This window comes from Methylomicrobium lacus LW14, assembly GCF_000527095.1.
In the GTDB taxonomy this organism is placed as follows: Bacteria; Pseudomonadota; Gammaproteobacteria; order Methylococcales; family Methylomonadaceae; genus Methylomicrobium; species Methylomicrobium lacus.
In genome coordinates this window covers 1,068,766-1,083,693 of record NZ_AZUN01000001.1, presented here as the reverse complement: position 1 = coordinate 1,083,693, position 14,928 = coordinate 1,068,766, and the positions used below count along the sequence as shown (strand labels likewise).

The 14,928-nt window shown below is 55.9% G+C and carries 15 protein-coding genes; 6 read left to right on the top strand and 9 right to left on the bottom strand.

Annotated elements, in window-relative coordinates:
• Positions 1 to 10 precede the first annotated feature (10 nt).
• From METLA_RS0104820 to METLA_RS0104795, 6 genes are all read right to left on the bottom strand, one after another.
• On the bottom strand, positions 11 to 574 hold the full coding sequence (locus tag METLA_RS0104820) for a chorismate--pyruvate lyase family protein (protein WP_024297480.1): 564 nt from the start codon (positions 572 to 574) through the stop codon (positions 11 to 13).
• 6 nt (positions 575 to 580) lie between these two features.
• The gene (gene recG, locus METLA_RS0104815; protein WP_024297479.1) at positions 581 to 2,662 is read right to left on the bottom strand and encodes an ATP-dependent DNA helicase RecG; all 2,082 of its coding nucleotides are present in this window, start codon (positions 2,660 to 2,662) and stop codon (positions 581 to 583) included.
• A gap of 11 nt (positions 2,663 to 2,673) precedes the next feature.
• Complete coding sequence (locus METLA_RS0104810; protein ID WP_024297478.1) at positions 2,674 to 3,078, bottom strand: RidA family protein; 405 nt, start codon at positions 3,076 to 3,078, stop codon at positions 2,674 to 2,676.
• Positions 3,079 to 3,201: 123 nt separating this feature from the next.
• Complete coding sequence (locus tag METLA_RS0104805) at positions 3,202 to 5,370, bottom strand: RelA/SpoT family protein (RefSeq protein WP_024297477.1); 2,169 nt, start codon at positions 5,368 to 5,370, stop codon at positions 3,202 to 3,204.
• Positions 5,371 to 5,379: 9 nt separating this feature from the next.
• Positions 5,380 to 5,619, bottom strand: a complete 240-nt coding sequence (rpoZ, locus tag METLA_RS0104800) for a DNA-directed RNA polymerase subunit omega (RefSeq protein WP_024297476.1) — start codon at positions 5,617 to 5,619, stop codon at positions 5,380 to 5,382.
• A 269-nt stretch (positions 5,620 to 5,888) separates the two neighbouring features.
• Positions 5,889 to 7,064 (bottom strand): phosphoglycerate kinase, encoded by a 1,176-nt coding sequence (locus METLA_RS0104795; protein WP_024297475.1) that lies wholly within the window; start codon positions 7,062 to 7,064, stop codon positions 5,889 to 5,891.
• A gap of 150 nt (positions 7,065 to 7,214) precedes the next feature.
• Between METLA_RS0104795 and METLA_RS0104790 the strand changes: the two genes are divergently transcribed.
• The 5 genes from METLA_RS0104790 to METLA_RS0104770 all read left to right on the top strand — a co-directional run bounded on the left by METLA_RS0104790 (position 7,215) and on the right by METLA_RS0104770 (position 11,827).
• On the top strand, positions 7,215 to 8,090 hold the full coding sequence (locus tag METLA_RS0104790; RefSeq protein ID WP_024297474.1) for an NAD(+) kinase: 876 nt from the start codon (positions 7,215 to 7,217) through the stop codon (positions 8,088 to 8,090).
• A 7-nt stretch (positions 8,091 to 8,097) separates the two neighbouring features.
• Entirely contained in the window at positions 8,098 to 9,777 is a 1,680-nt protein-coding gene (gene recN, locus METLA_RS0104785) for a DNA repair protein RecN (protein ID WP_024297473.1), read from the top strand.
• A complete protein-coding gene (locus tag METLA_RS0104780) occupies positions 9,774 to 10,790 on the top strand; it encodes an agmatine deiminase family protein (protein ID WP_024297472.1) in 1,017 nt (338 codons plus the stop codon). Before recN ends, METLA_RS0104780 begins: the two co-directional genes overlap by 4 nt.
• A 73-nt stretch (positions 10,791 to 10,863) precedes the next feature.
• Positions 10,864 to 11,199 (top strand): DUF4359 domain-containing protein, encoded by a 336-nt coding sequence (locus tag METLA_RS0104775; RefSeq protein ID WP_024297471.1) that lies wholly within the window; start codon positions 10,864 to 10,866, stop codon positions 11,197 to 11,199.
• 100 nt (positions 11,200 to 11,299) lie between these two features.
• On the top strand, positions 11,300 to 11,827 hold the full coding sequence (locus tag METLA_RS0104770; protein WP_024297470.1) for a nucleoside triphosphate pyrophosphohydrolase family protein: 528 nt from the start codon (positions 11,300 to 11,302) through the stop codon (positions 11,825 to 11,827).
• A 3-nt stretch (positions 11,828 to 11,830) separates the two neighbouring features.
• Here the strand turns inward: METLA_RS0104770 and METLA_RS0104765 are convergent, their stop codons facing one another.
• Genes METLA_RS0104765 through METLA_RS0104755 form a run of 3 tightly spaced genes read right to left on the bottom strand, consistent with a single transcriptional unit; the run spans position 11,831 to position 13,404 of the window.
• Positions 11,831 to 12,208, bottom strand: coding sequence for a rhodanese-like domain-containing protein (locus METLA_RS0104765; RefSeq protein WP_024297469.1), 378 nt, complete (start codon positions 12,206 to 12,208; stop codon positions 11,831 to 11,833).
• Positions 12,209 to 12,237: 29 nt separating this feature from the next.
• Positions 12,238 to 12,882, bottom strand: coding sequence for a hypothetical protein (locus METLA_RS0104760; protein ID WP_024297468.1), 645 nt, complete (start codon positions 12,880 to 12,882; stop codon positions 12,238 to 12,240).
• Between the two features lie 27 nt (positions 12,883 to 12,909).
• On the bottom strand, positions 12,910 to 13,404 hold the full coding sequence (locus METLA_RS0104755; RefSeq protein ID WP_036281458.1) for a hypothetical protein: 495 nt from the start codon (positions 13,402 to 13,404) through the stop codon (positions 12,910 to 12,912).
• A 522-nt stretch (positions 13,405 to 13,926) separates the two neighbouring features.
• Here METLA_RS0104755 and METLA_RS0104750 point away from each other — a divergent pair.
• The gene (locus tag METLA_RS0104750; protein WP_024297466.1) at positions 13,927 to 14,550 is read left to right on the top strand and encodes a hypothetical protein; all 624 of its coding nucleotides are present in this window, start codon (positions 13,927 to 13,929) and stop codon (positions 14,548 to 14,550) included.
• Positions 14,551 to 14,928 lie beyond the last annotated feature (378 nt).

The following is a 14,928-nucleotide window of genomic DNA, read 5'->3' as shown; positions in this document are numbered from 1 at the left end:
CGGAATTGATTCAAGCAATCGCAAGCGCCGCCGGCATGAAAAACTCGTTGACCAGCAGCGGCTGGTGCATGATCGCATAAACGGTTCTTCGGCCCCAGACTGGCGCCTGGATCGCGCCCCATTCCAATGCCGCCTGGCTCCAGGCGGCCGGTTTCAGCAGCGCGACCTGGAACTCCCGCCGTTCGAGGTCGGGATATGAAAAAATCACTTCGCCGAGCGGGCGGGTGCCGAGATGCGAGAGATTCCGGTGCGCGCACCGGATCGTGGCTTCCGGCAGGATCGTGCGGGCCAGGATTAGCGGCACGCCGTCTGCATGCAGCATCACTTCGCGGGTCAGGCAATAACGGTGCTCCGCTTGATTCAGCAGTTTGCGTTCGCTCAGGAAGGGCGTCAGCCAGCGGTGGTATAGAATCTTGACCTTGACCGCACTGCCGTAATAGCCGCGCAGACGCCGGGTTAGCGAACCGGATTCGTAGGTCCAGGAGGCCACGCTTTCAGGCAGGGTGTGGCGGAGGCCGGGACGGTTTTCACGCCAGGTGGGTTCGCGGGTCAATAACAGGCTTTGGGTCGACAAACGGGATTAAACCTCGGCATAAGCGGTGGAAGCCCCGAGCCAGCGGTCGCACAGGGGCTGGATGGCGTCAGGTGCTTCCCTGAAGAACTGTTCGCCGATTTGCTGGATATTATCCAGTAAATCGGCATCCCTGGACAAATCGGCGATCTTGAAATGCACCGCGCCGGTCTGGCGCGTGCCGAGCACTTCGCCGGGGCCGCGCAGCTGTAAATCCTTCTCCGCAATCACGAAGCCGTCGTTGCTGTCGCGCAAGATGCCGAGCCTTTGGCGCGCCATCTCCGACAACGGCGCCTGGTACATCAACAGGCAATAGCTATCGCTGTCGCCGCGGCCGACGCGTCCGCGCAACTGATGCAGCTGCGACAGGCCGAGCCGCTCCGGGTTCTCGATGATCATCAACCCGGCGTTCGGCACATCGACGCCGACCTCGATCACCGTCGTCGCGACCAAGAGGTCGATTTGATGCTGCTTGAAGGCCTGCATGATCGCGTCTTTCTCGGCCGCTTTCATGCGTCCGTGGATCAGCGCGATCCTGACCGCGGGCAGCGCTTCGCCCAAGAGTTCGGCGGTTTTTTCGGCCGCTTCGCATTGCAGCGCTTCCGATTCCTCGATCAGGGTACAGACCCAATAGGCCTGCTTCTTTTGCGCGACCCAGCCCGAGATTTTGGCGATCACCTCGCCGCGGCGGTCGGCCGGAATCACGCTGGTCACGATCGGTTTGCGGCCTGGCGGCAGTTCGTCGATGACCGAAATATCGAGGTCGGAATATTGCAGCATCGCCAGGGTGCGCGGAATCGGCGTCGCGGTCATCACCAGCTGATGCGGGCGGATGCCCGACTGGCGGCCTTTTTCGCGCAGCGCGAGGCGCTGGTGCACGCCGAAGCGGTGCTGTTCGTCGATCACGCAGAGGCCGAGGTGAGCAAATTCGACGCCGTCCTGAAACAAGGCGTGCGTGCCGATCGCGATCGGCGCCGAGCCGTCTTTCAGCGCGGCCAGGATCTCGCCACGTTGTTTGCCTTTCAACTGCCCAGTCAACAGCACGACTTTGGTTTCGAAATGGCTGAACCAGTGGCTGAAATTACGGTAATGCTGTTCGGCCAGGAGTTCGGTCGGCGCCATCACCGCGGCCTGATAACCCGAGCTGATCGCGAGCAGCGCCGCATAGGCCGCGACGACCGTTTTGCCGGAGCCGACATCGCCTTGTACGAGCCGCATCATCGGCTGGGTCTTGCGGCAATTGTCGGCGATTTCGCCGATCACGCGCCGCTGGGCGCCGGTCAACGGGAAGGGCAGGCGGCGGATGAAATGGTCGGCGGCGGCCGGGTCGCCGGCCAGAATAGGCGCCTCGCAGGATTGGTTCAGGCTTTTGGCCTGTCTCAGGCTCAGATAGTGGGTCAGCAATTCTTCGAACGCGAGCCGTTTCAATGCCGGATGACTGCCATTTTGCAGCGCGGCAGAGGCGCCCGGCTCGCCGGGCGTATGCAGGGTTTGAATCGCCTGCTGCAAAGCAGGAAAGCGCAGCTGTTGCAATAGCCGTTCGGGCAGCCAGTCGATCAACAGGCGGCTGTCGTGCATGCACAGCGCGAGCGCCTGTTTGACCGCCTTCCTGATCGTGTTTTGAGTCAAACCTTCGGTCAGCGGGTAGACCGGCGTCAGGCGGCTGTCGAGCGCGAAATGGTCCGCATCGGCGATGATCTGGTAATCGGGATGCGTCATCTCCAGGCCGGCGTAACCGTAGCGCGCTTCGCCGAAGCAGCTGACCAGCGCGCCGGGCGCGAAGGCATGGAACTGGCTGGCCGAGTAATGGAAGAATTTTAACGAGATGAAACCGGTATCGTCGGCAATCCGGACGATCAGGCTCTTGCGTCCGCGCGGCAGGATGTCCGCAAATTCGACCTTGCCGGCGATCATCGCGGTCATGCCCGCTGCGAGCGAGCCGATCGGCGTCAGACGGGTGCGGTCTTCATAACGTACAGGAAGATGGAACAACAGGTCCTGAATCACGCGGATGCCGAGTTTTTCGAAACGCCGCGCGGTTTGCGCGCCGATTCCCGCAAGTGCGGAAACCGGTTGCTGCAGCCGGTTCATCGTTCAGGACTTCAGGAGGCCGGATATTCCTGCGGCGGCAGGCAGATGATGCCGTCGATCTCGACCAGCGCGCCTTTCGGCAAGGCGGCAACGCCGATCGCGGCGCGCGCGGGGTAGGGTTGCTGAAAATACTGCCCCATCACTTCATTGACGATCGGGAAGTGCGCCAGATCGGTCAGATACACATTCACTTTGACGAAATCGGCAAATGTGCCGCCAGCCGCGTCGGTGACCGCTTTCAGGTTTTCGAAGACCTGGACGATCTGGGCCCTGATATCGCCGTCAACGAGGGTCATCGTCTCCGGCAACAACGGAATTTGACCGGACAGATACAAGGTGCGGTCCACTCTGACGGCTTGCGAATAGGTGCCAATCGCCTGCGGGGCTTTGTCGGTGCTGATGATTTCTTTGATCATGACGGGACGTTCGAACAAATACGGTTGAAATGGGGCTATCTTACCATATTTGCGGGGGCGGCTTGCTAGTTGCCTAAGGCAGGGATCGGGAGGTTAAAGTTGCTTAATGACAGGCTGAACCGATCAGGCCCTGACGCGTTCAATCTTGACCACGCTCGGCAATTTTTTCAGCTTGCGCATGATGTCGGCCAGATGTACGCGGTTCTTCACGCTGAGCGTGATCAGATCGACGCATACTTTTTCGTCCTGATCGACGACGCTGACGTTTTCGATGTTCGAATGCATTTCCGAAATCGCGGCAAGAATCGTTGCCAGAACGCCGGTCCGGTTCAGCACCTCGAGGCGCAGTTCGGACGGAAATTCGGTGGACACATCCAGACTCCATTCGACATCGAGCCAGTTGGCCTGTTTTTTCCGGGTATCGTTGCTGTTGTGGCATTCGTGATGGTGCACGACGATGCCTTTGCCCGGATTGTAAAAGCCGATGATCGAATCCCCCGGAATCGGCCGGCAACATTTGGCCAGCGTAATGATCATCCCTTCGGTGCCCTTGATGATCAGCGGCGCGACGCGGGACTGATGGGTTTCTTCCAGTTTGATCGCGCCGTGCACATCTTCCTGGGCAATCCGTTTGGCGACCAGGAAGGGCATCTTGTTGCCGAGGCCGATGTCCTCGAGCAGGTCGTCTAGCGACGCTTTGGCGGTGACCTTGAGCAGTTCATGAACTCGCGCTTCGTCGATCTGGTCGAGATGCAGCTCCATCGCCTGCAATTCCTTTTCGAGCAGGCGGCGGCCCAGCATGATCGCTTCCTTGCTGTTGAAATTTTTCAGATAGCCGCGGATGCTGGAGCGGGCTTTCGCGGTAATCACAAAGTTCAGCCATAACGGGTTCGGCCGCGCCCAGGAGGCGGTAATGATGTCGACCGTGACGCCGTTTTCGAGCTTGGTTTGCAGCGGCGCCAGTTGCTTGTCGATGCGCGCGGAAATGCATTGATTGCCGATGTCGGTATGCACCGCATAGGCGAAATCGACCACGGTCGAGCCGCGCGGCACCTTGACGATGTTGCCTTTCGGGGTGAACACGAAGACTTCCTGCGGAAACAGATCGACCTTCAGGTTTTCGATGAATTCGAGCGAATCGCCGGCCGATTTTTGGATTTCGAGCAAATCCTTCAGCCATTCGTGCGCGCGTTTCTGAAATTTTTCGTTCTTCTCGTCGTCGGATTTGTACAGCCAGTGCGCGGCGATGCCCGACTCGGCCATCCGGTGCATATCGTGCGTGCGGATCTGAATTTCGACCGGTACGCCGCCGGGTCCGACCAGCGTCGTGTGCAGGGACTGATAGCCGTTCGCCTTCGGCAGCGCGATATAGTCCTTGAAGCGGCCCGGTTTCGGATTGTAAAGCGAATGCACGACGCCGATCGTGCGGTAGCAGTTGTCGATATCGTCGACGCAGATCCGGAACGCATACACATCGAAAATATCCGGCAGCGAGATTTTCTTCAGCCGCATTTTGGTATAAATGCTGTACAGATTTTTTTCGCGTCCGGATACTTCGCAAACGATGCCTGCCTGATGCATCCGGCTCTTGATCGCGTTCTCGACCGTATTGATCGTTTTGAGTCCGTTGCCGCGCGTTTTCTTGACCGCGGCTTTCAGAATCGCATAACGCCGCGGATACATCGCCTCGAAGCTCAGGCATTCGAGGTGCTGCTGGATATTGTTCATGCCCAGGCGATTGGCCAGCGGTGCGTAGATGTCCAGCGTTTCTTTCGCGATACGCCGTTTCTTTGGCGGCGGCATGACGCCGAGGGTTTGCATGTTATGCAGGCGGTCGGCGAGTTTGACCATGATGATCCGCAAATCACGGGTCATCGCCATGAACATCTTGCGGACGTTTTCGGCTTGCGCTTCGGCGCGCGAGATGCCGTCGATCTTGGTCAGTTTGGTCACGCCATCGACCAGTTCGGCGACTTCCGGGGTGAACTGGCTGGCCAGCTCGGCCTTGCTGATCGGGGTGTCTTCGATCACATCATGCAGGATCGCCGCCATGATGCAGTTGGCGTCCATGCGCATTTCGGCGAGGCTGATCGCGACCGCGACCGGGTGGCAAATATAAGCTTCGCCGCTTTTGCGGAATTGTCCCGAATGCGCCGAGGCGCCGAATTCATAGGCGCGGACGCATTCGTCGATCTGTGGGGGTTCGAGATAGCCGTTCAGGATCTCGCACAAACGCCGGACCAGTTTGTCCTGGGGGCGTTCGAGTTCGATCGGATCGGCTATGTCCAACATAAGTCAGTCTCAGAACAGCGGGTTAGGATCGTGATGTTCGGTGGAGCGGTGCAGGGCATTCACGTTGGTCGGCGTGACATAGCCGGCCGCGATTTCGCGCAAGGCGACGACGGTATCCTTGTCCTTGCCGCGCGGCACAAATTCGTCTGCGCCGTGTGACAGCTGACGCGCACGGGTTGCCGCCAGCAACACCAGCTTAAAGCGGTTTTCGACATTTTCTAAACAATCTTCAATCGTAACTCTGGCCATCGGTATCCTTAAGTGTTGATGTCAATCGATCTGATCATTCGACCAGACCGAACGACAATGGTTTTCTTTCTTTTTTGATCAGTGCGTTACAAAGCGCTTACAGCCATTATATTAGTAACAATGGAATATTAGCAATGTTGAACGTTTATTGATAGGGCGGCCTCGATGAGGCATCGAGGCTGTGAGCGCGTCTGATCAACGCATCCCTGTGGAGCAAATGGGGCTTGGCGGGCGCGGCAGCAGCCGCGCCCGCTGAAACCTGGCAGGGTTTATTCGCCGCGAGTTTTCAAAATCGCAACCGCCGGCAATTCCTTGCCTTCGAGGAATTCCAGGAAAGCGCCGCCGCCGGTCGAGGTGTAGGACACTTTGTCGCTGATGCCGTATTTATCGATCGCGGCCAGCGTGTCGCCGCCGCCGGCGATAGAGAATGCAGGGGACTCTGCGATCGCTTCGGCCAAGGCCTTGGTGCCGCCTCCGAACTGGTCGAATTCGAATACGCCGACCGGACCGTTCCAGACGATCGTTTTGGCGGAAGTCAAAATCTCTGCATAGAGTTTTGCGGTTTCCGGTCCGATGTCCATGATCAGGTCGTCTTCGGCCACTTCGCTGACTTTTTTGACGGTCGCGACCGCGGTTTCGGAGAATTCCTTGGCGCAGACCACGTCGACCGGAACCGGAATATCGGAACCGTTTTGCTTGGCCAGCGCGATCAGTTGCTTGGCGTCGTCGATCAGGTCCGGTTCATACAATGACTTGCCGACCGGGAATCCGGCCGCCGCGATGAAGGTGTTCGCGATGCCGCCGCCGACGATCAACTGATCGACTTTTTCGGACAGTGTTTTCAGCACGGTCAGTTTGGTCGAAACCTTCGAGCCGCCGACGATAGCGACCAGGGGTTTGGCCGGAGTTTCGAGCGCTTTGCCCAGCGCGTCGAGTTCGCTGGCCAGCAATGGACCGGCGCAGGCGACTTTGGCGAACTTCGCAACGCTGTGCGTCGAGGCTTGCGCGCGGTGCGCGGTGCCGAATGCATCCATCACGAACACGTCGCAGAGCGCGGCCATTTTTTGGCCCAGTTCGTCCTTGTTTTTGCCTTCGCCGGCATTGAATCGGACGTTTTCGCACAACACGACTTCGCCGGGTTGAATCTGAATGCCGTCGATCCAGTCTTTTTCGAGGCGCACCGGCTTGCCGAGCAGTTCGGCAAGGCGTTCTGCGACAGGCTTCAATGAGGATGCTTCGTCATAGACGCCTTCTTCAGGACGGCCGAGATGCGACATCAGCATTACCGCCGCGCCTTTCTCCAAGGCCTCTACGATGGTCGGCACGCTGGCTTGAATGCGGATATCGCTGGTGACTTTGCCGTTCTTGACCGGTACGTTCAAATCCTGACGAATCAATACGCGTTTGCCGGACAAGTCCAGATCAGCCATTCTTTTTACTGACATATTTCTCTCTCTTGGTTTAAGTAGGGGGGGGCGAATCGGATTATTATAAAATATTGGGGGCGTATTCGTCTTGTTTGCATTTCCGCAATAACGCGAGTGTCGTAACGATTTTTTTGTATAATCGCCAGCTTTACCGGCAATCTTCCTGCAATGCGGACTTCCTTCAACACCATCGGCATCATCGGCAAACCCAGCGACCCCAGCATTGCCGGGACCTTGGCGCTGATTTACGATTATTTGCTCCAGGCGGGGTATCGGGTGATCATCGCCGCGGACAGCGCCGAATTCATTCGCGGCAAAGACGCCGTCGCGGTCGCAGCGGATCAAATCGGCCGGCATTGCGACTTGGTCATTGCAGTCGGCGGCGACGGCACCTTTCTGGCCGCCGCGCGCGCGATCGTGGATTACGGCATTCCGCTGATCGGCGTCAATCTCGGCCGGGTGGGTTTTCTGGTCGATATTTCGCCGGACGAATTGCCGGCCCGCCTCGAAGCGACCTTGCAAGGCCATTACAAGGAAGAAGAACGCTATTTCCTGCGCGCGAAGATCATCCGCGAAGGCCAAGTCATCCACGAAGAGATCGCGCTGAACGAAGTCGCGGTGCACCGCTGGATCACGCCGAGCATGATCGAAATCGTGACCAAAATCGACGGCGTGTTCCTGAATTCGCAGCGTTCCGACGGCCTGATCGTTTCAACGCCGACCGGATCGACCGCTTATGCACTGTCTGCGGGCGGGCCGATTCTGTCGCCGTCGCTGAATGCCTTGGTGCTGGTGCCTCTGAATCCGCACACGATGTCGAATCGGCCGATCGTGATCGAAGGCAACGCCGAGATCGAACTGAGCTTCTGCCAGACCAAGCAGATCCAGGCCCTGGTCACCTGCGATCATTTGCAGATCCCGGACGTGTTGATCAGCGACAGGATTCTGATCAAGAAAGAACCGAAACCGATTAAAATTCTGCACCCGGAAGATCATGATTTTTTCCAGGTCCTCCGCACAAAATTAAACTGGAGCAACGGTTGAGAGCGCCATGCTGTTGAATTTGCATATTATCGATCTGGCCGTCGTCAAAACGCTCGATCTCGATCTCGAAAAAGGCATGTCGGTATTGACCGGCGAGACCGGGGCCGGCAAGTCTATCCTGTTGACCGCGCTCGGCCTCGCGCTCGGCGACCGCGCCGATTCGGGCTACGTGCGTCCGGAGGCGAAGCGCGCCGAAATCAACCTCGAATTCGATCTCACTGACGCGCCGCTCGCGCGCGACTGGCTGGTCGAAAACGAACTCGATGACGGCGAGCATTGCCTGATCCGCCGGGTCGTGAACGAAGACGGGCGCTCGAAGGCTTATATTAACAACCGCCCGGTCACCCTGCAATCGCTTCAGGAACTCAGCGAAAAACTGGTAGAAATTCACGGTCAGCACGCGCATCTGCGGTTGCTCGGCGCGGACGAACAACGCCGCCTGCTCGATGCGTTCGCGAAAAACCAGCCGCTGCTCGACCGGCTGAACGCGTCCTACCGGCAATGGCATCAGGCGCACCGGGAGCTTGCCGTGCTGAAGAAAGCCAGCCTCGATCACAGCGAACGCGAGGAATTGCTGCGTTACCAACTGGACGAGCTGAATCAGCTCGATCTGGCGCATTTCGATTATCAGGCCTTGTCCGACGAACACAGCAAGCTGGCCAATCTCGGCCAGATTCTCAGCGCGGGCCAGCAGCAGATCGATGTGCTGTATGAAAATGATCAGGTGTCGGTGATCCGGATGCTCGGCCACTGCGTGAACGAACTGAATCATCTGGCCCGCTTTGCGCCGGAACTGAACAACGTCTGCTCGTTGCTGGCGGAAGCGCAGATTCAGATCGAGGAAGCCTCCCTGGAACTGCGCCGCTTTCTGGAGTCGCAGGAAGCCGATCCGAAACGCCTGGAAGACCTCGATGACCAGATCGGCGTGATTCAGAGCCTGAGCCGGAAACACCATGTCGCGCCCGAGGAACTGCCGGAGCTGGCGCAAAAAATCGCGCACGAACTCGACAATTTGACGCACAGCGAAGAACGGATCAGCGAGCTCGAAGCGGACGTTGTGAAATACCTCGATCAATACCGCCAACTGGCCGCCGAACTGAGCGCAAAGCGCGGGCAGGCGGCGACCCGGCTCAGCCAGCAGATTTCGGGAATGATCAAGGAACTCGGTATGCCGCAGGGCGAATTCCGGGTCGAATTGACAGGACTCGACGGCAACGAACCGAAGCCGAACGGCCTCGACAAGATCGAGTTTCTGGTCAGCGCGAATCCGGGCATGCCGCCGAAACCGCTGGCGAAAGTCGCCTCCGGCGGTGAGCTGGCGCGGATCAGCCTCGCGATCCAGGTCACCACGTCGAGCGACAAGACCACGCCGACGATGATCTTCGACGAGGTCGACTCGGGCATCGGCGGCGGCATCGCCGAGATCGTCGGTCAGAAGCTCAGGAGCCTGAGCCAGAACCGCCAGGTCATGTGCGTGACGCATCTGCCGCAGGTCGCAGCACAAGCGCATCACCATTTGTTCGTCGCGAAAAACCAGCAGACCGACATCACCTCATCGACCGTGCACGTGCTCGAAGACGAGGAACGCGTGCTGGAGGTCGCCCGCATGTTGGGCGGCGTCAATCTTACCGAAAACACCCTGGCGCACGCCAGGGAAATGCTAACCTTAGGAAACTCACACTCATGATCCGCTTTCCAGCCGAATGGGAACCCCAATCCGCCGTTTTGATCGCTTGGCCGCACGAGACCGGCGATTTCATCCATCTCGACGAAGTCGAGACTTCTTACCGTTTCATCGCCGAAACGATCAGCCGCTATCAGCGCTTGTTCATCGTCTGCCGCGATGACGCGCACGAAAGCCGCATCCGCGGACTGATCGAAAGCAACGACAACATCGTCTTCATCCACGCGAGGGTCAACGACATCTGGGTTCGAGACACGGTTTTTTTGACCGTCGAGGAAGACAGCAAGCCGCTGCTGCTGAATCTGCGTTTCAACGGTTGGGGCGAGAAATATCCGCATGACGACGACAATGCGCTGAATCAAAAACTGTTGGCGTCGCCGGCTTTTGCGGGCGTGCAAAGTCTCGCCATCGACTTCATCCTCGAAGGCGGCAGCGTCGAAAGCGACGGCAGGGATACGATCATGACAACCCGCCAATGCCTGTTGAACCCGAACCGGAACAAAGATCTGAGCAAACACGAGATCGAGCGCCAACTCGGCCTGAGCTTCGGCGCATCGCGCGTATTCTGGATCGATCAGCCGAACCTGCCCGGCGACGACACCGACGCACATATCGACACCCTGGCGCGGTTTTGCAGCGCCGACACGATCGCCTATACCGCATCGGATGACGAAACCAATGCGCAATACGAAAGTCTGAAAAATATGGAAATTCAGCTGCAGGCGCTGCGCACACGCGGCAACAAACCGTATCGTCTGGTTCCGCTGCCTTTGCCGACAGCGATTTTCGACGAAGACGGCCGCCAGTTGCCGGCCAATTACTCGAACTTTCTGATCATCAATCAGGCGGTGATGGTGCCGGTCTACGAAGATCCGATGGATGCGGTGGCGCTGGAACGGCTGGCAGGCTGTTTCCCCGAGCACAAGATCATCCCGACCCCATGCCGGCCGTTGGTGCATCAGTACGGCAGCCTGCACTGCATGACGATGCAGTTTCCGGCCGGCGTATTTAAATAAGTCTTTATCTGTCAATGCTTTAGGGGCGGCAAACGCGAATCGGTTTGCCGCCTTGCCTTTTTGGGAGAGTATCATGAAATTGTTAGTCTCTGCTCTGATCCTGATCGCTTTCTTCGGATTTCTGGCCTATACCAATCCGAACATCGACAGCTATGACCAATTCATCAATCAGCGCATTCAGGCAAAAACCGGGCAATCCAATGATCCGCTCCAAGGCATGATCGGCTCTGTGCTGGGCGGGGTCGCGTCCAGGCTGATGGTCCAGCAAACCGAGCGCAAGGACTATATTTTTTTTAGCGCCTACGATACCGCGATCGGCAATAAGCATATTCGCGCGATCGGCATCGTGAATCATTTTTACCTGACCGAAGACCAGGTTTTCAAGGATCAGGCCCTTCAATCCCCTTAAATGAACCATCCTCTGCCGCCCGAAGTCGTAGACCTACAGGGGTAAGCCTCATTTCATCGGTTTGCGAAAGCATAAAGCTCTCATTTAGAGGTGAGCGGACATGAACAAACATTTGCAATCAGTCAGAGAATACCGCGCAAAATTCGGCTTTCCGGCGGCAGAGGGCCATATCTCCGACATGGCTATCGTGATGCGACAGGCCTGGCTGATGGAGGCGGGCAAACAGGCGCTGCTGGCGATCAAACAGGGCGATATGGCCGAAATTCTGTCCCGGCTGACTGCTTTGGTCTATGTGGCCTTGAACGCGATTGCGCAGCAAGGCTGCGAATTTGAGGTGGACGAGCAGCCGGTATTCTGGCGGCATGACGGGACGGTGTTGTCGTTGATGCGAGTGATCAGCGACCGCATCCATGCCTGCGCGTCAGGACACTGCAAAGATTATTCGGAACTTTATTGCGTCACGGCGCAATTAACCAGCAGTTTCTTGAATGCGGATTTCGACAAGGCATTCAGCGCGTTTCACCTGCATCAACTGGAAACGGGTATTGCTTACGGTAAGGAAGTCGAAAATCAGGGCGAAGTCGACTGGACCAAGCTGCCCGATTTGAGCGATTGTCTTTATGAATGACGCTCATTCAAAAGCAAGCCCCGCCTTTCTCCAGGCCTTGGCGCCGCCTTCCAGATTGAATAAGTTACGGTAACCCAATTCATAAAGCGATCTTGCCGCCGCATTGCCCATCGGGCCGCTTTCGCAATAGAGGTAGATCGGTGTGTTTTTATCTTGGGGCAATTTGTCCTGGTGTTTCGCGACGTCGTCGTAAGGAATGAAAATATCGGTGCCTTTGATATGCCGCTGCTGGGGCGTGTGTACGTCAACCAGAAAAATATCGGCATTTTGTAGGGTCCGGTTTAATTCGTCTGCGGATATGGTTTTGACATAGTCCGGCTTTTGAAAATTGCATCCCGCAACGAAGGCAAGCATTGCGATAACGGCACAGGATTTTTTCATTATTGTCGTTTTGGCGTTCATAAAATCAATCACTCTTTGGTTTGTCTAAGCGGCGTCACCGCGATATGTCTTAGAAAGCCTTCCGCTTCCCGTTTCAGTTTATCATCGAGTGCCGACGCGCTGCCTTGTGGCCTTCTTTCGGAATAGGAAGCATCGATCATAAATTCGGATGAGGCGTCGAGGCAAACGAAACCGTGCGCCGTGATATTAAAAACGAGGCCGGGCGTATAAGGATTATTCCGTTCTTCTTGTTCCAAATCATAGCGGGAGCAATAGCTGCCTGGAAGGCCGTAAGGGACCGACTGAAGGCTAAGCAGCCGAAATCCCTTCCTAGTCAATTGCGCCCTAAACAGTTCTTCCTGCGCTTTCGGAAACTCGGCCGCAAAATTAACTTTCTGGATTTCCGGTTTCATCACCATAATCGTGGCAACAAAGGTATGCATCAATTTCTTTCTTTGTGCGGGCAGCACTTTGCCAAAGACGGTGAGGTTAGGGCTTTGCTCAAGAAAGTGCCAGTCATTACCCTCCGGCGGCAACGCCGAATAGCCTGTTCCGAAATAACGCTCGGTTGCGTCGGTCACGGGCCGCGGCAAGGATTGCTGCGCGCATCCGGATAACATCATGATGATTAGGCACAATGGCATCCCTTTGATGTTCGTATTGGCTTGATTCATTACGAACCCTTTTACGGTTTTATCCTATCACTGGCAGCCGGCTCCCACACCAGGATCTTGGGGATCGACTAATTTGAAATTCCACTTGCATTGGCCTACTGTTTGCGGGGCGTTCTGAGACTCAGGAATGCTATAGATCGACGTACCACTCAGTGAACCCTTACTCTTGCTGCGATTTACGCTCGCACTTAATTTGGCAATCTCGGCATAAAAGGCGTTGAGTTCGGGGCTCGTCGAGCAATCTGCCATGGCTACCTGGCCCTTGGAATCGGGATTTTTCTGGTTGTCGATTACGACCCCCGTAAACTTGGCCACCCCGACCCATTCAACATATACATTCTGTCCAGGCTGGGGCTGGGTAATTTTCAGGGTCTGATTTTTATCTACCGTATTGTACTTAAGGCCGTCGAAGTTCGAGCAATTGAATTTACCACTCCATGTTCCCGTAAGATCAAGGGCGTCAGCTGGTGCCGAAACGAACGTGATGGCGAGTGTTAGCGGTGCGAAACGTATCAGTTTCATAAGAACTTTCCTTTGATTAGAGTTCACTAGAATTTTAGACAACAGGACCATCTATAAACATAATGGCAGAGCCTGTACGTTAACTCTAAGACTTGTCGCGCTTAATATTAGTTTCAGAAATACTTTTTGATTTATTTTGATTGGTGCATTAAACAGCTACCGAGAAATCAGCACTTCGTTACTGCCTTGAATGATGCCGCCGAGTCCCTGTTACACGCTAACCCTTGAAACCCGGATGGGCGCTCAAGCGTTCGATAGACATTGGCATGTGCGTTTCGACAGAGTAATCCAGATCGAACCGGCTGCCCGGATGGTTTGGGGAAAGGATGCTATGCATGTTAAGCGGATTGATTACGCGAGTTCGTCTTATGGACTTCGTGCAGCAAGTCTTGAGTACGTTACTTGATCGCTATTCAATAAGATGTTGCAAATTTCGGATGGATTGTTCAGGATATATGAAGGCAGCCTACGGTGGTTGCTAGCTTTTATTAAATTGATTCTTACATTTCATCAAATTATATTATGAAAATTGTTTTTCGTCTTCTCCTCGCAGCGACACTACTGACGCCGACGCTTGCTGCGGCGGATCTGATCATTTACAAAGGGAACCGTACCGATGCATTCAACGGCGAAGGTCATGGCGGCTTTCTGACAAAGAAGCAGATCCTCATCGTGGATTATCAAAACATTCAGGCATCCGTGATCGATTACTCGGCGGCCAAAGGGGTTAAATCCTACAAGGTTACGCCGTTGAATAATCCGCATTTTGTGCAGGTTAAGGGGGCGAACGGTAATTACACCGCCATCGCTCGCACGCCCTTGCAAAGCGAGATCGATGCCGGGGCAACTGTGGAAACCGCTTACTTCCATGGTAAGAATACTCCGTTAACGGTGAACGGCACAGCGAACAGCAAGGTGACTATTCCTTTTCCGAAAATCATGAGCGGGCATGTCGGTAGCGGCATTGTCTATTCCGACAGCACGGGGGAGGCGACTCTTACGTGGGGCGGCTGGAAAGTTGGTTTTGACTCTGCGAGTACCTTGAAGAGCAATAAAGCGGGGGAAACATTCGATGCGGCTCTGGCCAGATACTCTGCTGAGCTTGAATCTTTGGGATATGTGCAGCAGGGAGCCGTTGAAGATTGATTCGCTTATAGTTTCCACGCGCTGCAAAACGGGCATTAAGGCTTTCGAAAAAAATAACTCTCCGGCTGAAGACCTGCCCGGTTGTTACTGGGAACGTCGAGCCCCAGCTCGGCGTTCCCAGGGCTCCCAAATGATACGTGGAGCGCGTATCCCACTGGGTTAAAGAAAAGCCGGAGGGTAGGGCGGATTCGCCTTACGGACTTTCGCAACCCAACAATGCTATGGTCCTGACAATTCGTTTTGTTAAACAAAGGCATTCTTTTCATATCGATGCGGATGTTGTCATGCCCGCCTTTCGATGCAACTCATTCAAAGATCAGAACCGGAATTGCCGGCTAACATGGTCTTTCGCACTAATGGAATAGGAGGCGCGCCATA